Source organism: Psychrobacter aquimaris (genome assembly GCF_016107525.1).
Taxonomy (GTDB): Bacteria; Pseudomonadota; Gammaproteobacteria; order Pseudomonadales; family Moraxellaceae; genus Psychrobacter; species Psychrobacter aquimaris.
The window spans coordinates 234,727-258,241 of sequence record NZ_JABASR010000001.1; the positions used below are offsets into that span (position 1 = coordinate 234,727).

At 44.0% G+C, this 23,515-nt stretch carries 17 protein-coding genes; 4 read left to right on the forward strand and 13 right to left on the reverse strand.

Going from position 1 to position 23,515, the window contains the following annotated elements; all coding sequences use genetic code 11:
• The first annotated feature begins 32 nt into the window (after nucleotides 1-32).
• On the forward strand, nucleotides 33-1,292 hold the full coding sequence (gene gabT / locus JFC10_RS01035; RefSeq protein ID WP_198331265.1) for a 4-aminobutyrate--2-oxoglutarate transaminase: 1,260 nt from the start codon (nucleotides 33-35) through the stop codon (nucleotides 1,290-1,292).
• 310 nt (nucleotides 1,293-1,602) lie between these two features.
• Nucleotides 1,603-3,045 carry an APC family permease gene (locus JFC10_RS01040; RefSeq protein ID WP_193011228.1) on the forward strand — a complete coding sequence of 481 codons (1,443 nt, stop codon included), beginning with the start codon at nucleotides 1,603-1,605 and terminating at the stop codon, nucleotides 3,043-3,045.
• 93 nt (nucleotides 3,046-3,138) lie between these two features.
• On the opposite strand, the gene JFC10_RS01045 is transcribed toward JFC10_RS01040, so the two are convergent.
• From JFC10_RS01045 to JFC10_RS01070, 6 genes are all read right to left on the reverse strand, one after another.
• The gene (locus tag JFC10_RS01045; protein ID WP_198331266.1) at nucleotides 3,139-4,512 is read right to left on the reverse strand and encodes an NAD-dependent succinate-semialdehyde dehydrogenase; all 1,374 of its coding nucleotides are present in this window, start codon (nucleotides 4,510-4,512) and stop codon (nucleotides 3,139-3,141) included.
• Between the two features lie 50 nt (nucleotides 4,513-4,562).
• Nucleotides 4,563-5,687, reverse strand: coding sequence for an agmatine deiminase (gene aguA / locus JFC10_RS01050; protein WP_198331267.1), 1,125 nt, complete (start codon nucleotides 5,685-5,687; stop codon nucleotides 4,563-4,565).
• A gap of 66 nt (nucleotides 5,688-5,753) precedes the next feature.
• Nucleotides 5,754-6,623, reverse strand: a complete 870-nt coding sequence (aguB, locus tag JFC10_RS01055) for an N-carbamoylputrescine amidase (RefSeq protein WP_227685884.1) — start codon at nucleotides 6,621-6,623, stop codon at nucleotides 5,754-5,756.
• Between the two features lie 121 nt (nucleotides 6,624-6,744).
• On the reverse strand, nucleotides 6,745-8,238 hold the full coding sequence (locus JFC10_RS01060) for a Na+/H+ antiporter NhaC family protein (protein ID WP_198331268.1): 1,494 nt from the start codon (nucleotides 8,236-8,238) through the stop codon (nucleotides 6,745-6,747).
• Nucleotides 8,239-8,433: 195 nt separating this feature from the next.
• Nucleotides 8,434-9,786, reverse strand: coding sequence for an NAD(P)/FAD-dependent oxidoreductase (locus JFC10_RS01065; protein WP_227685883.1), 1,353 nt, complete (start codon nucleotides 9,784-9,786; stop codon nucleotides 8,434-8,436).
• Between the two features lies 1 nt (nucleotide 9,787).
• Nucleotides 9,788-11,131, reverse strand: coding sequence for a glutamine synthetase family protein (locus tag JFC10_RS01070; protein ID WP_198331269.1), 1,344 nt, complete (start codon nucleotides 11,129-11,131; stop codon nucleotides 9,788-9,790).
• 495 nt (nucleotides 11,132-11,626) lie between these two features.
• On the opposite strand from JFC10_RS01070, the gene JFC10_RS01075 reads away from it, so the two are divergent.
• Entirely contained in the window at nucleotides 11,627-12,367 is a 741-nt protein-coding gene (locus JFC10_RS01075; protein ID WP_198331270.1) for a gamma-glutamyl-gamma-aminobutyrate hydrolase family protein, read from the forward strand.
• On the forward strand, nucleotides 12,342-13,115 hold the full coding sequence (locus JFC10_RS01080) for a cupin domain-containing protein (protein ID WP_198331271.1): 774 nt from the start codon (nucleotides 12,342-12,344) through the stop codon (nucleotides 13,113-13,115). The genes JFC10_RS01075 and JFC10_RS01080 overlap by 26 nt, the downstream gene beginning before the upstream one ends.
• A 180-nt stretch (nucleotides 13,116-13,295) precedes the next feature.
• Here the strand turns inward: JFC10_RS01080 and JFC10_RS01085 are convergent, their stop codons facing one another.
• From JFC10_RS01085 to carB, 7 genes are all read right to left on the reverse strand, one after another.
• A complete protein-coding gene (locus JFC10_RS01085; protein WP_227685882.1) occupies nucleotides 13,296-14,645 on the reverse strand; it encodes a glycosyltransferase in 1,350 nt (449 codons plus the stop codon).
• 150 nt (nucleotides 14,646-14,795) lie between these two features.
• Nucleotides 14,796-15,680 (reverse strand): TIGR03915 family putative DNA repair protein, encoded by an 885-nt coding sequence (locus JFC10_RS01090; protein ID WP_198331273.1) that lies wholly within the window; start codon nucleotides 15,678-15,680, stop codon nucleotides 14,796-14,798.
• 69 nt (nucleotides 15,681-15,749) lie between these two features.
• On the reverse strand, nucleotides 15,750-17,018 hold the full coding sequence (locus tag JFC10_RS01095; protein WP_198331274.1) for a putative DNA modification/repair radical SAM protein: 1,269 nt from the start codon (nucleotides 17,016-17,018) through the stop codon (nucleotides 15,750-15,752).
• A gap of 124 nt (nucleotides 17,019-17,142) precedes the next feature.
• Entirely contained in the window at nucleotides 17,143-17,757 is a 615-nt protein-coding gene (locus JFC10_RS01100; protein ID WP_198331275.1) for a hypothetical protein, read from the reverse strand.
• A 170-nt stretch (nucleotides 17,758-17,927) separates the two neighbouring features.
• Nucleotides 17,928-18,908 carry a hypothetical protein gene (locus tag JFC10_RS01105; protein ID WP_227685880.1) on the reverse strand — a complete coding sequence of 327 codons (981 nt, stop codon included), beginning with the start codon at nucleotides 18,906-18,908 and terminating at the stop codon, nucleotides 17,928-17,930.
• 450 nt (nucleotides 18,909-19,358) lie between these two features.
• Complete coding sequence (gene greA / locus JFC10_RS01110; RefSeq protein ID WP_193011216.1) at nucleotides 19,359-19,835, reverse strand: transcription elongation factor GreA; 477 nt, start codon at nucleotides 19,833-19,835, stop codon at nucleotides 19,359-19,361.
• Between the two features lie 376 nt (nucleotides 19,836-20,211).
• Nucleotides 20,212-23,466 carry a carbamoyl-phosphate synthase large subunit gene (gene carB / locus JFC10_RS01115; protein ID WP_198331276.1) on the reverse strand — a complete coding sequence of 1,085 codons (3,255 nt, stop codon included), beginning with the start codon at nucleotides 23,464-23,466 and terminating at the stop codon, nucleotides 20,212-20,214.
• Between the last annotated feature and the right edge of the window lie 49 nt (nucleotides 23,467-23,515).

Genomic DNA, 23,515 nt, shown 5'->3' on the forward strand with positions numbered 1-23,515 from the left:
TTTATGTTACGAACACAGAAAAGGACATTCCCATGACTACCAATCAATCATTACTTGAGCGCCGCAAAGCTGTTTTACCAACAGGACTTGGGGTTGCCTTTCCTATCTTTGCAGAAAAAGCCAAAAACTCAGAAGTTTGGGACGTTGAAGGCAATCGTTATATTGACTTCGTTGGTGGCATCTCAGTACTGAATACGGGTCACAGCCATCCAAAAATCACTCAGCGCGTGCATGAGCAACTCGACAAGTTTACCCATACTGCGGCGCAAATGATCAACTACGAATGCTATGTGGATCTTGCCGAAAAACTTTGTGAAAAAGCGCCTATCAGCGGTGAGAAAAAAGCTTTCTTTTTGACGACTGGTGCAGAAGCGGTCGAAAACTGTGTCAAGATTGCTCGTGCGAAAACTGGTCGTCCAGGCATCATCTCTTTTGTTGGTGGTTGGCATGGTCGTACTTTAATGTGCATGAGTTTGACAGGTAAAGTGCTGCCGTATAAAAAGAACTTTGGTCCAATGCCAGGACCTGTATTCCATGCGCTATTCCCAGCTGAAGAGTTGAATGTCACAGAAGCACAAGCGCTGCATAGCCTTGAGATGATTTTCCAAGCGGATATCGATCCAAGTGAAGTAGCAGCGATGATTATCGAGCCAGTACAAGGCGAGGGTGGCTTCCATCAAGTAACCCCATCATTTGCCAAATCTTTGCGCGATATCTGCGATGAGCATGGCATTGTCTTGATTTTTGATGAAGTACAGTGTGGTTTTGCGCGTACAGGTACGTTGTTCGCCACTGAGCAGCTAGGCGTTGAACCTGATTTGATGACCAGTGCCAAGAGCTTGGCGGGTGGTTATCCTATCTCTGCGGTCATCGGCCGTGCTGATATTATGGATGCCCCGCAGGTAGGTGGCTTGGGCGGTACATATTCTGGTAATCCACTGGCTTGTGTGGCTGCATTAGCGGTCATGGAAGTCATCGAAGAAGAAAACCTGCTTGAGCGCAGTATTGAGATTGGCGACAAAATTGAAGCTTTCTTAAAGGGCTTAAACTTAAGTAGTATCGGTCATATTCGCCATAAAGGCGCCATGCTCGCGTTTGAATTAATCGATAATGAAGGCAAGCCTGATGTGGAAGCGACTACTAATTTGAAAGAAAAATCATTTGAGCAAGGTTTATTACTAGCGTCTTGTGGTATGTATGGCAACGCCATTCGCGTGATGGTGCCATTGACGGTTGAAGATGAAGTGCTACAAGAAGGTCTAGATATCATCAAAGGTATCCTAACTGCTTAATAAGTATTTAGTATTTATTTATAGTCAAATACATCACTTTTAATCAAGCCTCGATCTTGGTTAAAAGGCTATCTCTAATAGAACAGCAAGATTGCCCATATGGCACTCGCTTTGAGTACATTTTTTACAACGGCGCCTTGCAAGTCAAGACGCCGTTGCTGTTTGTACTATTTGAATAGTAAACAAGTAGTGCCTAACAGCGTGGATCAAAAGGTATATATGATAATTATGATGGGTACTATCCCACTAAACAAAAAATAGTGTAACCGTCAAGGGTTAACACGGATGACACACAGACAAGGAGCAGGTTATGTCTGAATTAAAGAAATCGTTAGGGACGCTAGATATTATCGCCTTAGCATTCGGTGCTATGGTCGGTTGGGGCTGGGTAGTCTTGGCTGGTGGTTGGATTTTATCTGCGGGGACGTGGGGCGCGATGTTGGCGTTCTTGATAGGCGGTTTGGCAGTGATACTGATTGGTGTGACTTATGCCGAGCTTGCCGCATCGATGCCGATTACGGGTGGTGAGCATACCTATACGCATCGTGCGCTGGGGGTGAATGTCTCCTTTATCTGCTCATGGAGTATTCTATTTGGGTATTTTTCGGTGGTCGCGTTTGAGGCAGTTGCCTTGCCGACAGTCGTAGAGTATTTTATCCCCAATTACAATCAAGGGTATCTCTGGACCATCGCTGGTTGGGATGTTTATGCCACTTGGGTGGGCGTCGGGATGCTGGGCTCAGTGATTGTCACATGGCTAAATATCCGCGGTATGGAAGTCAGTGCGTGGTTCCAAAAAACGGCCGTATTGGGTATTTTATTTGTTGGGACGTTGCTGTTCATTGGTGCAGTACTCTTTAATCCTGAAGGCTCAAACTCAGTACAAGCGCCTGCATTCATTGGTGGTATTGGCGGTATGATGGCCGTTATTGTCATGGTGCCGTTTATGTTTGTCGGCTTTGATGTTATTCCGCAAGCGGCAGAAGAAATTGATCTGACTCGTCCTAATATTGGTAAGTTTTTGATTTTATCCATTGTCGTTGCGGTAATGTGGTATGTGGGTATCGCTTGGAGCGTTGGCACGACCTTGCCACTCTTACAAGCTGAAAACTCAACGCTCGCCACTGCTGATGCGATGACCAATGCTTGGCATGGCAAGTGGGCAGGTATATTGTTGGTGATTGGTGGTGTGCTTGGTATTTTATCAAGTTGGAATGCCTTCTTGATTGGTGGTAGCCGCCTACTTTATGCCATGTCAAAAGCACGTATGTTGCCCGCATTTTTGAGTAAGCTGCATCCAAAGTATAAGACGCCGTCGAATGCCATTTTATTAATCGGTGGTTTGGCGACACTAGCACCATTGTTTGGTCGTAAAATGCTGGTGTGGATCGTAGATGCAGGTGGCTTTGGTATCGTTATTGCTTATACCTGTGTTGCTATCTCATTCTTAGTATTGCGCTACCGCGAGCCTGATATGGTACGCCCATTTAGAATACCAGCAGGTAAGCTTGTTGGCATGGTCACGATTGCGCTAAGTTTTGGAATACTCATGCTATATATGCCAGGTATGCCATCAGCACTAACCGCTATCGAGTGGTGGATTTTCTTTGGTTGGACTGTCTTAGGTATTGCGTTATATGGCTATGCAAGGGTGAAATATCCAGGTATTAGCGAGTCAATTATGGCAGAAGAGCTACGTGAATTAAAAATTGTCAATCAATTATGGTTAAAAGACAACCCACCTAAGCAATAGTTTTTTCGATGGGTTATTTTTTAATAAAACTGCCTAAAAAAAGCCTAACAGTGAATGTTAGGCTTTTTATTATTCTAAAAATCGTTTTGTCGATTACGACTTATCGCGAATCAGCTTATAGTTTAAGAATTCGGTGATGCCAAGCGTACCAAGCTCACGACCAAATCCTGAGCGTTTAACGCCGCCAAATGGAGTATTGGCTTCCGTACCAGAAGGTGCGTTGATCGTTACCATACCCACTTCTAATTTATCAGCAATATCAGCAGCTAGTGCAGCATCTTGCGTTTGGATAGAGGCACCAAGACCGAAAGGTACGTCATTGGCAATCTTGATAGCATGGTCGATGTCACGAGCTTTATAGATGACGGCGACAGGACCAAACAGCTCCTCACGGTAGACATCCATTGATTCATCAACGTCTGTCAGTACCGCAGGTTTGAACCATGCACCAGGCTTGTCTTTCACCATACCACCTTCTACTAGGACAGTCGCGCCTGCTTGAACGGCACTGTCTAACTGCTTTTGTAAATTGACCGCGGCAGCCTTTGAAGACATTGGGCCGATAAAGGTTTTTTCATCAAGAGGATCAGCCAACGTCATAGCACGTACAGCATCAGTAAAGCCCTCAACGAACTTGTCATAGACAGACTCAATGACGATTAGGCGTTTGGCTGCGTTACAGGCTTGACCGGCGTTACCAAAGCGACCAGAGATAGCCCCTTTTATGGCTTTTTTGATGTCGGCATCGGCAGCAACGATGAAAGCATCTGAGCCACCCAATTCTAGAACGACTTTTTTGAGCGCGCCACCAGCTTCTTTTGCGACTGCTTGTCCAGCGCGCTCAGAGCCAGTTAGTGAGATGCCTTGTACACGCTTGTCGTTAATAATGGTTGCTGCTTGCTCATTGGTGGCAAAAATATTGTTATAAACACCTTCAGGTACGCCCGCATCTTTGAAAATATCAGCGATCACTTCTGCTGTCTTAGGACATTGAGGCGCATGCTTTAAAATGATGGTATTACCCGCCATAAAGTTTGGTGCGACAAAACGTGCCACTTGATAATGCGGATAATTCCACGGCATGATACCGAGTAGAACGCCCACAGGATGCTTTTCTACCGAAGCTGACCCAGTATCAACGTCAATGGTATTCGGTGCTAGTAGCTGCTCAGCATTATCTGCATAGTAACGATAGATTTCAGCAACCAGACCGATCTCGCCTTTTGCTTGTGCGACGGGCTTACCCATCTCACCCGCCACGATGCGAGCCAGCTCATCTTGACGCTCAAGATAGCTATCGGCAATTTTATGCAGTAGTGCACTGCGCTCATTTAATGGAACTTGACGCCAGTCTTGATAAGCATTGTCAGCTTGATCGATAACTTGCTGGATATCTTGTTCAGTTGCCGTAGGGTAAGTGGCTTCTAGGTCACCAGTAGCTGGGTTATTGATTTGATAATCGCTCATAGTTATGTCCTTTAGTTTAAAATATTATTGGGTTCAAAATCCATTTGGATCTATATTTTTATGCGGGTGCTTTTGATTAATGGCTTTGGTTGCTGCTGAGTAATACAATGAATATTACCGCCACCAAAAACAATCTCTCTCGTTCGTACCCCCACTACTTGATGCTGCGGAAAGACTTTTTCAAGCTGCTCAATAGCGAGTGCATCATTTTTATCATCATATTGGGGCACGATGACAGCGTCATTACAAATGAGAAAATTGGCATATGAGGCGATACAAACATCGCCAGTCAAGCGTGGTTTGGCATCGTCAGACTGCACAATGTCATAGTCATCAGGCAAGGTCACTGGCTGCTGGGTACAGCAAAGCTTATGAACTTTTAAGCGTCTGCCTTTTGCATCGGTTATATTCGAGAGCTGTTCATAGGCTTTTTGCGTTGCTTCATAAAATGGATGCTCAGGGTCGTCAGTGTATAAACAAACCACTTCACCAGGCCGCGCAAAACAGGCAATATCATCGACATGACCGGTAGTCTCGTCAGGATCGATCCCATCATCAATCCAGAGCACTTTTTGTACATTGAGATAGGATTTTAACTTATCTTCAATTTGCTGCTCGCTCAGGTGCGGATTACGCCCAGCGCTAAGCAAACACATACGTGTGGTCAGAACCGTGCCTTCACCATCGACATGAAATGCACCACCTTCCATCACAAAGTTATCCGTGCGATAGCGGCTAATATCTAGCTGCTCACACAAGCGCTCCGCTAACTTATCATCATCATCCCAAGGCGAGTAGAGGCCATCATAGTCGCCGCCCCACGCATTGAATGTCCAATCACAAGCGCGTAGCTCACCAGCATTATTAACTAAAAATGTCGGGACGGTATCACGTGCCCACGCATCATCACTCGGCATGGAAATAACATCGATATCGGCAGGCAAGCTATTGCGGCACTGCTCATAGTTATCTGGATTGACCAGTACACCAACCTTGCAAAAAGCATGGATTGCCAATGCGACATCAGCATAAGCTTTCTTAGCAGGAGTGGCTTGTTGTCGCCAGTTATCTGCTCGATAAGGCCATACCATCCATACTTTTTCTATCTGCTCAAATTCTGCTGGCATATGGAAGCCGTCTTGCTGTGGTGTCGTATCGGTCAGTAATCTGGACATAAAATCACCTTATCGCATTCATGCGACGATAAAAGTAGTAAGAGATAATTGAAAGTAGTGAATCAATTATCCATGAGTCAGCAGCGTGCCATACATGGATGGACGGCGGTCACGGAATACCCCCCATTGACGACGTTCGATAGCCAACTGATCTAAATCAAAGGTGGTGCTAATCACTTCGCTTGTATCCGCTGATGCTTCTTGTATGATCTCGCCGCGACCATCAGTAATGAACGAGCCACCGTAGAACTGCATCGTGCTGTCATTACCATTTTGGCTGATGGTCTCAGTGCCAATACGATTAGAGGCGATAACTGGCATCAGATTGGCGGCGGCATGACCTTGCATACAGCGCTGCCAATGTCCTTTTGAGTCAATATCCAGTGTTGGCTCATCACCGATGGCAGTGGGGTAAAACAGTAGCTCTGCACCCATCAATGCCATGCTACGAGCGCATTCAGGGAACCACTGATCCCAGCAAATACCCACACCAATCTTAGCGTATTTGGTTTCCCAAACCTTAAACCCTGTATCGCCAGGGGTAAAGTAGAATTTTTCGGCATAAGGAATGCCATCTGGTATATGAGTTTTGCGATAGGTGCCGAGTATCTCGCCATCGGCGTCAATCACGGTCACGCTATTAAAAAAGGTATTGCCTGATTTTTCATAAAAGCTGATGGGTAATACCACTTCTAACTCTTTAGCCAGCTGTTTGAAATGATTGATAGCCGCATTGTCAGCAACGGTAGTGGCCAGCTTAAAATAGTTAAATTCATGAACTTGGCAAAAGTACGGCGTTTCAAACAACTCTTGGACCAAGATGATGTTGGCACCACCTTTAGCAGCTTGCGTAATCAAGTTAGTGGCGGTAGTAATATTTTTTTGTATGTCCCAACCACAAGCCATTTGAGTAGTAGCAACGGTAACGTTTCGCATGATCTAAATCCTTTTAATACCAGATGAATAATACTGTATAAAGATAATGGGTTTTGTTGCCTAACAAAAAATTAGAGATGGTTCGTTAGGCAACAATGACAATCCTAGCACTGGGTTTGGCTTACGCCATCATGTAACCCAACCCTAAGAAGGCTGCGACGGATAGACCTGCTCCCAGCATTGCATAGGGGAACTGCGTAAAGGCATGCTGCATGGGTGAGCAGCCAGCGCCTTGCGCGGCAAGTAAGGATGAGTCACTAAAGAAACATGCATGACTACCAAACGAGGACGCGGATAATAATGCGCCAATCATAAGAGGCGTACTCACGCCAAGAGCAAGTGATATCGGGAAGACAATCGGCATTGCCAACACATACAGACCCCAACTTGATGATGTGGCAAAGGTTAAGAACGCCATGACCGCAAAGATGACCGCAGGGAAAATAACAATCGTCATATAAGGGGTAATCGCCTCAATCACATAGGTGGTCATGCCAAGCTCATCATTGATTGCTTTTAAGAAAAAGCCGCCAATAACCGTTGAGAGCGGATAGAGCATAACTTTAAAGCCTTTAAAGATAGACTCTACTTGCGTCTCAAAGCTCAAAATACCTTGCATCCAATAGACAATAACGGTCACAAAACAGGTTAGCAACGCACCGCGCAACAGATCGACTTCGAAGTAAATGGTTGAGACAATGAGCAAAATCATTGGGAAGGCAAAGTTGGCGATATTGGCTTTGAACGATAATTTGCGTTTGGCTTGGACGTTTGAGACCAGTTGTTCTTCTACAAATGCCTCAGGAACAGGGTGACCTGATTTGGCGCGTTTCTCGGCTTTTTTCATGGGGCCCCAGTCACCTAATACGCCGTAAGCTACCAAGAACACGATTAGGAGAGCGAACCACGCATACGCCATATAAGGAATGGCGCTGATATAAAGGCCAAGACCTTCACCTTCTATGGCCACGCCATTCTCTTCTAATAGGCCTGCAAAGTACACGGCCCAAGTAGAGATAGGAACGATCACACACATGGGTGCTGCGGTGGAGTCGACAATATAGGCGAGTTTTTCGCGAGAAACACCATAGACATCCGTGAGTTTTTTGACAGATGTGGAGACAGCAAGGCAGTTTAAATAATCATCAATAAAGACCACCACACCTAGCGCAAAAGTCGCGAGCAACGACTGACGTCGCGACTTAATAATTTTTTGCAGCCATTCACTAAAGCCATCTAGGCAACCACTAATCTCAAGCAATTGAATGAGTCCACCCATCAGACCACAGACGAGCACAATCCAGATAATGGTCTCATTGCCCAATACCATTGACATATTATCTGCAAAAGGTGAAACCAGATCAAAAGGATTGAGCATCACGAGGCCCGCGACACAGCCTGCAATCATAGATTCGAACGGTCGCCTAGAGACAATGGCGATGACGAGCACCAACAAGGTTGGTAATAAGGATAGGGCTCCCCACGATTCGTCTGGGCCACGGGTAGTTGATAGCCACGCAAATGCTAAGTAGATAGCGATTGCGCCTAGCACGGTGAGAAATACTCGCTTATTATGATACTGTCCTTCGACAGCGTCATTGAGCTTCATGTTCATATTTACGCTCCCTGTAAAACATCATTGTTTTTTTAAACAAGCTCTATTCTATGGTTGACGCTCGATAGACAGTAGCGAATTAACTTTCTATCGAGCCCCATCACAACAATCCATTGCTATGACAGGTCAATGTAACGACAGCTTTTGAAATAAAAGCACTTCATTCAGTGTTTATTATTCAAGGCTTTTATGCGTTTACATGCCAGTGGTATCTTTTAGCGCATACCACCATGAGCCCATGACCGAGTAAGGGACTCGCAGTGCTCGACCACCTGGGAACGGAATCCAAGGAATTTGTGCAAAAGCGTCAAACTCTTTGGTTTTGCCATTGATGGCATCAGCCAAGATTTGTCCAAACAAGTGCGAACCCGTCACGCCATGACCACTATAACCATGGGCGAAATATACTCGCTCATGCAGTTTACCCATTTGCGGCACGCGAGAAAAAGACAAGGCAAAATTACCACTCCACGCATAGTCGATTTTGACATCACGTAGCTCAGGGAAAATTTTGTTCATATTTGGTCTGATTTTGGCGGTGATGTCGGCGGGATCTTGACCACCGTAGACCGTACCGCCACCAAACAACATGCGCTTGTCTGCTGAGAGACGATAGTAATCAAGAATATAGCGTACATCTTCGACACAGACATCGGTGGGTAGTAGCTGATCGGCTAAATCACCTAACGGCTCGGTCGCGATGATTTGTGTCGATACAGGCATGACACGGTCAGTCAACTTAGGAATAACTTTATTAAGATAAGCATTACCGCACAGAATCGCTTGTTTACAAGTGACAGAGCCAAATTCAGTGATGACTTTGATAGAGTCGTCGGAATACTCAATATCTACCACCAAGGTATTTTCATAAATAGTACCGCCACCTTGTTCGATAGCCGCCGCTTCACCTAGTGCAAGGTTTAGTGGGTGAATATGTCCGCCTGAGTGGTCAATGACGCCGCCCACATAGGCATCTGATTTTATATGTTCTTGAATGCCATTTTTATCCAGCATCTCTCTATCATGCATGCCATGGCTTTCCCACAGCGCATGCGTTTCTTGTAAGTCTTTTAGCTGTCCGTTGTTTAGCGCCGCAAAGATATTCTTTTCTTTGAGATCACAGCTGATATCGTAATTTTTGACAAAACGGCGAATAATTTTGCCACCGCGCGTGACCAGCTGACCGACGAAGTCTGCGTTTTGTTGACCATAAGATTTTTTGATTTTTTGTAGGCTAGCATTTAAACCGTTGACGATCTGCCCGCCATTACGACCTGATGCGCCCCAACCAATCTGCGCGCCTTCGAGTACGACAACTTCGTGATCTGACTCAATCAGGTGCACGGCAGTGGATAGGCCGCTAAAGCCGCCACCGACCACACAGATTTCTACTTGGATGTCATTTTCTAGCGTCGGTCTATCAGGCTTAGGGTTGCGACTGGCAGCGTAATAGCTGTCAGGATATTGACCTTTGTCTGAATAGTGAGGGATATTGCGCGTGTTATTAGACGGCTTGTTAGTAGTCGGTGTCGCGTTGCTATTTGACATATTAAACATCCTGTAAATAGGTGAGGTATTCAAGGTTGGTGACTTGCTGGGCAAAGCGTTTGGCTTCTTGCTTTTTGACGGCAATCAACAGCTCAATCATCTCGCTTGGGAATAGCGAATCGATGATATCGCTGCTTTCAAATTTACGGATGGCCGAGAGCCAATCTAACGGCAAGGTCTTCAGTTCCGCTTCGTTATAAGTAATGCTATTGACGGGTTCTGGCGCCTCTAACTTGTTTTCGATGCCATATAACATACCTGCTAATACGGCACTACAAACCAGGTAAGGGTTGGCATCAGCGCCAGAGACACGGTGCTCGATACGACGTGCTTTGGTATCGCCACCAGGGATGCGTACGGCTGCTGTGCGGTTTTCATAACCCCATGACACATTGTTTGGTGCGAGCGTGCCGGGCGTAAAGCGACGATAAGAGTTAACGTGCGGTGCAAACAATAATGTACAGTCTGACATAGTCTTTAATAATCCAGCGACTGCATGGCGCAAGATATCCGAGCCTTCATCTGACCCATCATCGAAGACATTATTGCCGTCTTTATCTAGTAAGCTGCAATGCACATGAAAACCATTCCCCGATTGTAGGCCAAAAGGTTTTGCCATGAATGTCGCGGTGAGTTTGCGGCGCGCTGCCACTGCTTTGACGACCTGTTTGAACAAAATAGCATCGTCGGCCGCTTTTAACGGATCGTTCACGTGCAATAAATTAATCTCAAACTGACCACAGCCATTCTCAGCCAAAGCGGCATCTACTGGGATATCGAGCTTTTCGCACTGTGCATAAACTTCGTCTAAAAATTCATCGAATTGTAATAGATCATTGATACTCAGAATTGAGGTTTTATTCAGTCTTAGACCGCTTTTGGGACGGATAGGTGGTCTTGGGGTTTCGCCTTCAGTATAGTCAACCAAATAAAATTCCAGCTCCGTTGCCATCACAGGAGTTAGACCAAGTGCTTGGAATTTTTTGCTGATGTAATCCAAAACGTGTCTGGCATCACCGTAATAAGGTTCGTTGTTTTCTGTATAAAGCCAAACGGGCAATAGCGATGAAGGCGCACTGGTATTAAGAAGCGGATAGGCGGCACGACCAGTAGGACGGGCAATGGCATCGATATCGCCATTACATTGAGAAGACTCGATGACATCAGCACCCCAAATATCGACGCCTAAGATAGATAAAGGCAGTCGTATCGCACCATTTTCTGCTTTTTCCATTTGATTGAAAGGGATGCGCTTACCACGAAGTAAGCCATTAATATCACCTGCCGCAACATAAACATATTCTGTGTTGTTTGCAGATTCGACCATTCCATTGGTTGTCGTCATGTCTATTCTTCCTATGAATGTTTAGAATTACTGGGATTGTGGTTACGACTGTTATTACGTGTTGATAGTGAGTGTGTATGGGCCAGTGATGAAATTTATAACTAACACTTGATAGAGCAGTAGTTGGTAAGACGGTGCTTGGTTGTTGTCTATATTCATCAAAAGACGCATATCTAATAATTATGAAAAGTTAATTTTATTAATGATATTAACTACTTACCTATATATCTTTTTAGAGTGCTACGATTAACTGTAAAAATTACACTCTGCTCTAGTGTCTCGCTGATAACTTCCAATATATGGATGAAAACTATAGTTGTCAATTTTTATTTAAAATTATCTTAAATTAATACGTTTTTACGATATTAATATTAATATCGGTAATATTGAAATTTATAGTTTACATTTTGTGAGATGTTGTGTTAAATTTTAGCTAAATAAAGGATTGAACAATATAGACAATGAGGTCTGTTTGTTATAACTAGGGAAGACGGTATGAAAAATTCTAGACCTATTATTGCTATTGTTTCTTGTCATAAGATGGTTGATGGGCAGCCAGCACAAGCGGTGTATCAAAAATATATCGATGCCGTGAATTTTTATGGTGGCAATCCCATACTGCTGCCAAATACTGCTGCCGATAGCGAAAACTTTGAAGCGCTACTGACCATCGCAGATGGAATTTTGCTAACGGGAAGTTATAGTAACGTGGCACCAACACGTTATGGCGCGACGCACATCGAAGCAAAACAAGATTTGGGCCGTGATGAGTTAAGCTTTAAATTATTGGCTTATGCAGAAAAAACTGGCACCCCACTATTAGCAGTTTGCCGAGGTTTGCAAGAGATGAATGTGCATTTTGGTGGCACGCTACATCCTGATTGGCGGGAAGTAGAGGGGTTTTATGAGCCACATTTAGAGGACAATACCCAACCACTTGAGGTGCAGTATCAGCCAGTGCATGACGTGATTATTCAACCAAATGGCAGGCTTGCCGCCTTTGGTGAGAAATGGCACGTGAACTCGCTACATAAACAAGCAATCAATAAAGTAGGTGCGCGTTTATTGGTAGAGGCTCTAGCGCCTGATGGTTTGGTAGAGGCCATCAGCTTATTGCAACATCCATTTATGATTGGTGTACAATGGCATCCTGAGTTAAATTATGCACAAGATAGCTTGTCCAAATTTCTATTCAAGGAATTTATCCACCATGCCAGCAAACCACACACGGAATAGCATTACTGAAGCTCATAGAGACACTACCAGCGCTGAGGCTGAGACGAATAATAGCGTCGATAGTAGTGCAGATAGTGATGCCGCCAGCAGTAAAGACACGAACATCACTACTGACATCGACACGGATGATATCAGTGGTGATGATGATTTGACAGACTGTGAGATAGCGATGTCAGCCGAAACTGACGAGTCGGCAGAAGAGGATATCGGTAAAAAGATCAATCAGCTGCGCCTCGCAAAAGGCTACTCGCAACGTAAGCTCGCGAAATTGTCAGGATTAACCAATACTTCTATCAGCTCCATCGAGCGCAATAAAGTTAGCCCAGCAGTGAATACGCTAAAGGCAATTTTGGCGGTGTTGGGCTCTGATTTGACCACATTTTTTAGTGATGAATGGAAGGAGCCAAAGGCGAGAGTCGTGGTAACGCCAAAGGATTTGTTGGAGCTGAGCGAACCGAGTAGTAGAGTGTCACTAAGACAGGTATATAACTGTAGCACCACAAAGAATTTGGGTTTTTTGATTGAGGTGTATCAACCAAACAGCTCAACCGAAGAAAAAATTGCCCACGAAGGTGAAGAGATTGGCACGGTCATTGAAGGCAAAATTCTTATCCGTATCGATGAGACTACATATCTATTAAACCAAGGTGACAGCTACGTGATTGATACCATTCGACCACATACTTTTATCAACCCTACTGATGGCGTGACTCGCATTGTTAGTGCGCATACCCCAACGACTTATTAAATTAACGTTTTAATAGCCGTTTAAGTTGATGTTCAAATAGTCATGGTAATCTTTCACGGTACCAAAAAAAACGCTGCTTCTATTTTGAGAAGCAGCGTTTTTTTTGGTACGAAAGGAGTCGTTATAAGGACATGCCTTAGCAGGCTGTTAGATAGTAACCTAAGTAACACAGTAATAGGTCTACAGGTCTTTATGCTCTTGAACCTTTTCTGAGTCAGTAAGCGGATTTGAGATACTCATCGCTTTAGGTTTTTCTTTAATAAGTTTTACTTTAGTCTGCTTATCTGCTGGTTCAAGCGCTATATAAGCAGACTCAGGTTTTTTATGAGTGAGTTTAGAGGATTTTTTGAGCGTATTTTTGATTCTTCTGACAGCAGCGGCGTCACTCGCAGCTTGTTCTTCTGCGAGTGAGTCGTCGTGTAGACCTTGATAGACAGCGAGCGTTTCTTCAATCATTTCACGCATGGTGAATTTGTTGGTCATTTCAGGGCGCGTGACGCTTTCTAATTGGTTTCTGACTGCTTTGCATAGCGCATTGGCATTGTATTTTTTGACCAATCCTTGCGGATATAGTGGTTGTAAAATCTCACTAAATGCGGCCTGATCCCAACCAATAACGGGCGTGCCTAAATGAATCGCTTGTAAGGCATTGATACCGATTGATTCAGGTTCATTAGCAAGTGCCATCACGATATTGGCCGCTGATAGCCATTCACGCATGTCATTACGTTTGCTGCCTACATAAGTAATGCGATCAGCCAATCCTAGTGTATTGGTGCGTTGACGGAAATCTTCATGCGCGACATCACCATCTCGATAATCATCATCCATGATAATGACGTGGATGTTAGGGAATTGCTCTTGCAAATTACCCAAAATATCAATCAGCCATTCCTGACCATATTCGTTGCCAATAATAGTTGGAAATACCAGCCATTTTTTATGCTCAAGCTCAGGATATTCAGCAAAGGTATGCCGTAGCCAATAAACAGACGGATTATGACGATAAGGATAGCGGCGCGTATCGATACCACGGTAGATGCGTTTGATTACTTTAGGGTCTGCATCTTCACGGCGCAGACCTTTTTTTAGATAATTGGTGACACTATCAGATACCGTAATAATGGTATCGACATTGAGTAGAGCTTGTGAGTATTTATTAATCGGATAAAAGCCATACATAGTTGACACTAGCTTTGGTATCCGCTTGACACGGGCGCGGCGCAATGCCAAATGCAGTATCCATGCTGGCGTACGTGAGTGTACATGAATGACGTCAGGATTGTATTTTTCAATCAGACGCCGCAGCGCCGTGACTTGTAGTAACGACAACCAAGACTTTTTATTCATGTGTAGCTGATGATAATTATTGCCATCACGCTTTAGACGTTTAACCAGATCGTTGTCTTCGTCGGCGCTGGAGACGATGATAGAGGTATGGCCGTTTTTGACCAATGCGCGCCCAAGATGAAAAATACCGCGCTCGGATTCATCATGCTTTAAAGACGACAATAAGCGCATAACTTTCATAATGGCATTGGTGACCAGTTCATAATATAAGTTGCTATTGTCAGTTAAAAGCCGCCAAAACTCAACCATCAAGATAAAAGATAGCGTTAGATAAGCGTTGTTTTCAAGGAAATCTAAGCATTAATAGGATAGGAGAATCGCTCGAAACCATTAGCGACGTTTCTGTAGATGCTCAGCATTGGGAAGTACTTGTTTTTCGCTTAAGTATTTCCAATAACGCTGTGGCAAGTATTGCTTATGCAAACGCGGGTTTTTACGCTCTTTGATATTGACGTTGGTAAAGTAACCTTGCCAAAATTTTTGATAGCGCTGCTCGTCCTCGCTATGAATGCTGGTAGGGTTGCGCAGTACGGCATCATCTAAATCAGTGATGGTTTGCAGGGCAGCAGGTCGCGATGGCTTACTTTTGCTTTTATCATAATAAATACCATAGCCACGGGCCAAATCATAAATCGCCCAGTGTTGGTCTTGGTAGCGCTGACGAAAATGTTCCCCAATCAAAGGCAACACATTAAAATCTGGCTCAACGCGCGCAAAATAAATGTCATCAGTGGTATGCTCAAAACGTACAAAGGCTTCCATACGATGTTTCTCACGACCGACAGATTTGACGGTTTGCACCAGCTCTAAGACATCGAGATTACCCAAATCTTCCATGATATGGCGGCTAGGGTAGCCGATGGCATATTTGACTACTTGAAATAAAATCGTACCAATATTGTCTTTTTCTGATAAAACCCCCCAAAGGACATGACGCATACCTGAGCGACCTAAAAGTTTATTGAGCTTTACTAATACACGCTCGGCTTTGTATTCATCAGTGCTAACGCTGGTCGATTGGGTAATTAGTGAGGGAATGTAACGATCTTGAGCAGTTAATTGTAAGGATTCATGGTCTTGTAACCGACTAGCATAGACATAAAATACCGCACTTAGCCAACCCTCAAAACTTGGCTCATAAAGTACAATACTGGGTGTTAATTGCCCCAGATGATAAGTTTGGGTTTCAGCTATTTCTGACAATGACTGCGACATTATTTATCCTAATTTGCTGTCTCAAGATGCTCTAATAGTGGTGGCTCACTTTATTAATAATCTTGATGCTCAAAACAAAGCCAATTGCCCATTATGCTGGTCTTTATACTTAGTCTGCGTCTGTGCCAATACATATTGCCGGAAGTTATCACGCGTTAAATGGGCTAAATGTTCATTTTTGCCGGTAGTCGCGATGAAGTATTTGGCGCGATTGATCGCCGCGCCCATTTTTTTCAGATGATAAAGCGTCAATTGATTAAACTTGCGTGCTTTCACTATTTTTTTAGCCGTTTTTGTACCGATACCGGGAATACGGACAATCATCTCATAACTAGCAGTTTGAATATTAACTGGAAAATGCTCACGATGGCGGATTGCCCAAGCCAGTTTTGGGTCGCAGTCCAAATCCAAAAATGGCGAGTCAGGCTCGACGATTTCATGCGCGCCAAAACCATAAAACCGCATCAGCCAGTCCGCTTGATAAAGGCGGTTTTCGCGTATCATCGGCACTGGCGTTCCAATCGCTGGCAGGCGACTGTCGGACAACATCGGTACATAGCCAGAGTAGTAGACACGCTTGAGATCATACTGTTTATAAAAATGACTCGATAACTGAATAACTTGCAAGTCAGTCTCGTTACTCGCGCCAACAATCATCTGACTGGTCTGACCTGCTGGCACAAATTTCGGTGCCTTCTTATGGGTTTTACGGCTCTCTTTGATAGTAATGATTTCAGTTTTAACCGTTTCCATCGGTGCTTTTAATTCATCATGTGATTTTTCTGGTGCTAGTAAAGCCAAGCCTGATTTGGTCGGAATTTCAATATTAACGCTGAGGCGGTCGGCGTAAAGCCCTGCTTCTAACAGCAACTCTTTTGACGCACCGGGAATGGTTTTTAAATGGATATAGCCATTAAAATGCTCACGGGTACGTAATATCTTAGCAACTTCGACCAAGCGCTCCATCGTATAGTCGCCACTTTTAAAAATACCTGAGCTGAGAAATAGCCCTTCGATATAGTTACGGCGGTAAAACTGCATGGTTAAATCGACCACTTCCTCAACGCTAAAAGCGGCACGCGGCGTGTCATTGCTTTTACGCGACGTACAATAAGCGCAGTCGTAAATACAATGATTGGTTAAGAGTATTTTTAACAAGCTGACGCAGCGACCATCTTCGGTATAGCTGTGACAAATACCAGTGGCGGAGGCATCACCAAGACCACCGCCTTGGTTTTTGCGGGTGCCACTCGATGATGAGCAAGAAACATCATATTTAGCAGCATCGGCTAAAATATTGAGCTTGCCTTGCAGGCGTTCATAATTGATGGTGGCCATAAGCGCGATTTACCAATTCATTTACAGGTTATTATTTTAGCAAATCGGCTTATAAGTCACTGTAATTATTGATAAAATGTCGATTTAATACGACAACTGTTGTCGTGCTATTTATGAGATTTTTTTAATTAGCAGAGCAGGGATTAGGTAACGTTTGAACCACTTCTTCTGAGAAGTATTCTTTGACAATGAGACGTCCTTTTTTATCAAACTCGACGTTGTACTTGGGGTAAGCTGCAAAAGCATCAGGGTCATAGGTCGAAGGAAAATCGATTTGTTTATCTGAAAAAAATCGGCTAGCCGTCCATAATTGTTTATCATTATTATATCCAACGCTACATCGACTGTTTAGGTCAAAGGTGAAATAACGGCCAAAGTATTGCTCCTTGCTGCCACGACCAAATAGCATATTAGCACCGCATGGATTGCCACCGCCAACGTAAACATGATAAGTATCTTTATCGATTTTTTTAAGCGAAGTATGGTTCCAGCCGTAATGACCTATTCCATCCATAAGCACGGCTTCTATTACTTCTCCATTATTTAACGTTTCGCTTTTAAGGATATAACCATCATCGCAATACTCATGACCGTCTTTACTCATATATGCAGTACAAATTTTCGACATATAAAAGCTAGCGTCAAATTCTGGTTCGGCAGCTTCAGCCAAAGATATAGAACTAAAAATACAGCTATAAATGATAAAAACTAATGAATAGAGAGAAGTGGGTTTATGCATGCAAATAATTACCGGATATTTGTTTTTAATTAGTGGCACTATAGCAAAAGGTCGGATGTTAAGGAATAAGGTACACTCATCAAAAAGGTCTTGCTGACTAGGAAATTAGCCGGCAAGACCTTTTATTAATTTTAAGATTTATTAAATAATAATACTTTAGAGTTTAATTTTTACTGAACCTTCGCACGTATAACAACCGTTTGCGGTGCGTTAGTAGGAAGATCTACCAAGTTCCATTTGAGTCCAGAGTAATTTTCTGTGATGACCACAGTATTGCCAATTTGTTGGATAGTCTGATAACTGTCGCCGCCAGTTGTCGCAAGCGTTGGTAGTGGGCTATTCAACGATACCAATTGCAGGCCATTTGGCAGTGACACCATGGCATTGATGTCAGTGACGGGTTTTGCCGTGGTGTTGGTATAAGTAGTGTGGTATTCGATGATGTCGCCAGGTGCGATATGGTTCGCAGGTACGGCCACTTCACGACCATCTTTATTTTTTAATATTTTCATCACTTTGGTTTGTGCATTTACCACGTCAGGCGTACTAAAAGTTGGGGTCAATTGCAGAGCATCCAAAGAAGTCGTCGTGGTTATTTGACTGCTTATTTGGTTGGTCACAGGCTGGCTAGTGATTACTGTTGTGGTAGGTTTGATGACAGGCAATTGCGTCACCGTTGTAACGGGCAATACTTGTGTCACGCTAGTCGTTGGCACGGCTATGACATCAACCTTGGTAACATTATTGGTAGTCGGATCGGTCACAGGCACGCTCGTGACCGTGGTGCTGCCTTGGGTGACGACCGTATTGCTCGCACCATTACTGGCGACTTGGCGAACCGTATAGCGTGGAATGTTAGTTACTTGAGTCACCGCATACGGCATGCCATCTTGCATGGTGATGCCGTATGGTGTCGCTGTAATGGTCGCAGTTTTACCATCAGAATACTGTTCAACGACGGTAGTGCTACTACCAGCAGAAGAAGTGATGGCGATTTCAGGCGCAGCATGTGCGGTAGATACCGTTAATAAAGCGCCTGCTAAGATTGTTGAAATGGCAGTAGTTATCGCACTTTTTTTAACGAGAATTTGCGGTTTAAGCGCTTTTTTATGAATAGTCAGTAACGCTGGCATGTTGATGTGTAAGGTCATAATATATTCCTTTAAAATAACAGTAAATAAAGCCGCTAACGCAGTAGCAGAAAGCAAAGCTGAAAAAAGGCTGAAAAAATAACGCCTAGAAAAGAAAAACCCCCGTCAAATGAGCATGTAAACCATGTCAAATAACGAGGGTAAAGATACTAATGATAGCCAATGTCCGCTATCTCTCCATCATTATTTTAGTCAGTTGCTAAGCACTTAACGTTAAATGCTTATAATTCAAAACTCGTAATAATCACAAGGCTCAGCGTCTATACTCGAGCAATTATGCGCTAAAACAAACGGACTAAAAAAGCAGCGTTGTGTAACTTCTGCTGTATGAATAATGAGGTTGTGTACTATTTTCTACGCTTATCAGCTAAGCAAGCTGCTGGCTTATTCGCGTCAAAAAGCTTTTGTTATCAAAGGCTTTCTATCCAGATATTTATCAAATCAGTCAAATTAATCGTAAATCACTTTCATGATTTCGTATTCGACCACGCCTTTTGGCGTCTCAATACGCACTTCATCGCCTTCTGATTTACCAATCAGACCACGAGCAATTGGCGAGTTGACTGAGATTTTACCCGCTTTAAAATCTGCTTCGTCATCACCAACAATTTTGTATTGTTTTTCTTCTCCGGTGTCCATGTTTTCGATAACGACGCTCACGCCGAATATCACACGACCATCTTTGGGCAGTGTCGCAGGATCAATCACTTGCGCGCCGCCAAGTTTGGCTTCGATATCACGAATACGCGCTTCACAAAAACCTTGCTGCTCTCGCGCTGCATGGTATTCAGCATTTTCTTTTAAATCGCCGTGTTCGCGGGCTTCAGCGATAGAAGCAGTGATGCGTGGACGATCGACACTTTTTAACTGTTTTAATTCGGCTTCTAGAGCCGCATGTCCTTGCGGAGTCATGGGATAACGTTGCATGTTTTTTCCTTAAACCAATAACATCACACCATCTCCTACTCTTAGTGAATAGTGAGATGGTGTCAGTGTTGTTGCAATGAGTATGAGATATAAAAAGAATGGGTTTTAGATTGCGTAACAACTAAACATGCGCTTATCTGTGAGCATAGATACACTGACAAACAATGCACATTAACCTTAAGTAATAAAAAGCATAGTCGCAGTTTAGCCACTATGCTTTTTAGGTCTATCTTTTTAAAACTTTATTTTTCTAAAGTAATACGTTTTTTAAAGCACTACTGTTATATAAAAATCGATAACAAGTTTTGCCTCAGCTTTTAAACAAGCGTTGCAGTCATGCTTAATCTACTGAAATTATGCTGCTAAGTCAATAGAGCTAAGCGATAGTCTTTGCTTGTTCGTGCAAATCTTGTAGCTTATAGACCTCAAATGGAAGGTCAATGGCATAAGATTTACAAACCGCATCTGCCGCACCCAAAGTCGTGACGTAGAATACTTTGCCCTGTAGGGCACTACGGCGGATAGAGAATGAATCCTCTTGAGCCTGTTTGCCTTCAGTGGTATTGATAATAAGGTCGATTTTACCATTTTTCAATGCATCGACGATATGCGGGCGACCTTCGGTAACTTTATTGATTTGCTTGCACTCAATACCGGCATCGGCCAATACTTTTTGCGTACCAGTGGTTGATACAATGTTAAAACCAAAGTCGGCAAGCTGGCGCGCGATCGGAGCGATTTGTGCTTTGTCGCTATCACGTACAGAGATAAAGACGGTCTTGGTTTCCCCTTCGGTCGGTAGACCTGGCAGACGCTCATTACTACCGATAATGGCTTTGTAGAATGCTTCGCCAAAGGTTTTACCAACACCCATCACTTCACCCGTTGATTTCATCTCAGGGCTCAAGATTGGGTCAACACCAGGGAATTTAGCAAACGGGAATACCGCTTCTTTTACTGCAAAAAATGCCGGAACAATCTCGGTAGTAAAGCCTTGGTCTTTTAACGAGGTACCAGCCATACAGCGAGCCGCGATTTGCGCTAAAGAAGTACCGATACACTTAGAAACGAATGGCACGGTACGGGCGGCACGAGGGTTCACTTCTAAGATATAAATCGTTTCACCTTTTACAGCAAACTGTACGTTCATCAAACCAACGACACCAAGCTCTTTTGCCATGGCGACGGTTTGTGCACGCATCATATCACATAGCTCATCAGACAATGAGTAAGGCGGCAATGAACAGGCTGAGTCGCCAGAGTGCACGCCTGCTTGTTCGATATGCTGCATGATGCCGCCAATCACCACATCTGTACCATCACAAACGCAGTCAACATCGACTTCGATCGCATCATCTAAGAAGCGGTCTAGTAGTACTGGCGCTTCGTTTGATGCTTGTACCGCCGTACGTAGGTAATGTCTTAACTCATCTTCGTTATAGACGATTTCCATGGCACGGCCGCCTAGTACATAAGACGGGCGTACAACTAATGGATAGCCAACGTCTTTTGCTTTGACCAAACCATCTTCTAAGCTCGTCGCTAAGGCATTGGTTGGTTGAATAAGGTTCAATTGCTGAATCATATGTTGGAAGCGTTCGCGGTCTTCAGCGCGATCAATCGCATCAGGGCTAGTACCAATGATTTTTACGCCAGCAGCTTCAAGCGCGCGGGCTAGTTTCAATGGCGTTTGACCACCGAACTGCACAATCACGCCATCAGGATTTTCGATACGGACGATTTCTAGCACGTCTTCTAATGTAATTGGCTCAAAATACAGACGGTCAGAGGTGTCATAATCGGTTGAAACCGTTTCAGGATTACAGTTGACCATGATAGTTTCATAACCGTCTTCGCGCATGGCAAGAGCAGCGTGTACACAGCAATAGTCAAACTCAATACCTTGACCAATACGGTTAGGGCCGCCACCGATGACCATGATTTTCTTGTTATCCGTTGGGTTGGCTTCACATTCGCTATCGTACGTTGAATACATATAAGCAGTACTGGTCGCAAACTCTGCGGCACAAGTATCGACGCGTTTATAGACTGGATAGACGTTTAAATCCCAACGTTTTTTGCGCAGTTGCTTTTGTGAGACACCCAGCAATTTGGACAAACGTAAGTCTGATAGGCCTTTACGTTTAAAGCTACGTAAGTTCTTTTCGGTCAAACCGCCAAAACCAAGTGCTTTAACTTGTGCTTCAGTTTTCACGATGTCTTCAATCTGTACCAAGAACCATGGGTCGATCTTAGTGAAATTGAACACTTCATCGACACTCATACCGACGCGGAAAGCATCCGCAATATAATAAATGCGCTCAGGTGTTGGGATGGTTAAGCGATTAATAATTTCGCTACGAGCTTTATCAGCTGCCACTTTTGATAAGTCAATTTGCTCATCAAAACCGTCATTGCCTGTTTCCATACCGCGCAAGGCTTTTTGCATGGATTCTTGGAAGTTACGACCAATCGCCATGACTTCGCCAACCGATTTCATTTGGGTTGATAAAACACTATCGGCTTGTGCGAATTTTTCAAAGTTAAAACGTGGAATCTTGGTCACAACATAATCAAGCGCAGGCTCAAAACTGGCTGGTGTTTTGCCACCAGTGATATCATTTTGCAATTCATCTAACGTATAACCAATCGCCAATTTTGCTGCGATTTTAGCAATCGGGAAACCAGTGGCTTTTGACGCCAGTGCCGATGAGCGTGATACACGTGGGTTCATCTCGATGACGACCATACGTCCTGTGTCAGGGTTGATACCGAACTGTACGTTTGAGCCACCTGTTTCAACACCGATCTCACGCAGTACTGCTAATGAAGCATTACGCATAATTTGGTATTCTTTATCCGTCAAGGTTTGTGCTGGAGCAACGGTGATTGAGTCGCCTGTATGCACGCCCATTGGGTCAAAGTTTTCGATGGCGCAGATGATGATGCAGTTGTCGTTTTTATCACGAACCACTTCCATCTCATACTCTTTCCAACCGATTAATGATTCATCGATAAGCAGCTGATGGTTCGGCGATAAATCAAAGCCGCGCTCACAAATCTCGATGAACTCATCACGGTTGTACGCGATACCGCCGCCTGAACCGCCCATAGTAAATGATGGGCGAATGATACACGGATAGCCCATTTTTTCTTGAGTCGCAAAGGCTTCTTCCATGGTTTCAGCAGTTTCAGCGCGTGGACATTCAAGGCCGATACGCTTCATGGCTTTATCGAACAAGTTGCGATCTTCCGCCATCTCGATAGAGTCTTTGGTCGCGCCAATCAATTCGCAGTTGTATTTGGTCAATACGCCATGCTTGTCTAATTCTAAGGCACAGTTTAGCGCTGTCTGGCCACCCATGGTTGGCAAGATCGCATCAGGGTGTTCTTTGGCAATGATTTGCTCAACCGTCTGCCAAGTAATCGGCTCGATATAGGTCGCATCAGCCATGGTAGGGTCAGTCATGATGGTCGCAGGGTTTGAGTTGACCAAGATGACGCGGTAGCCTTCTTCTTTTAGCGCTTTACAGGCCTGTGCACCCGAATAATCAAACTCACATGCTTGACCGATGACGATAGGACCTGCGCCTATGATAAGAATGCTTTTTATGTCGGTACGTTTTGGCATAGTTAGGGCTACCTTCGTTTGGGTTATATTTTGATTAATCTATATTTTT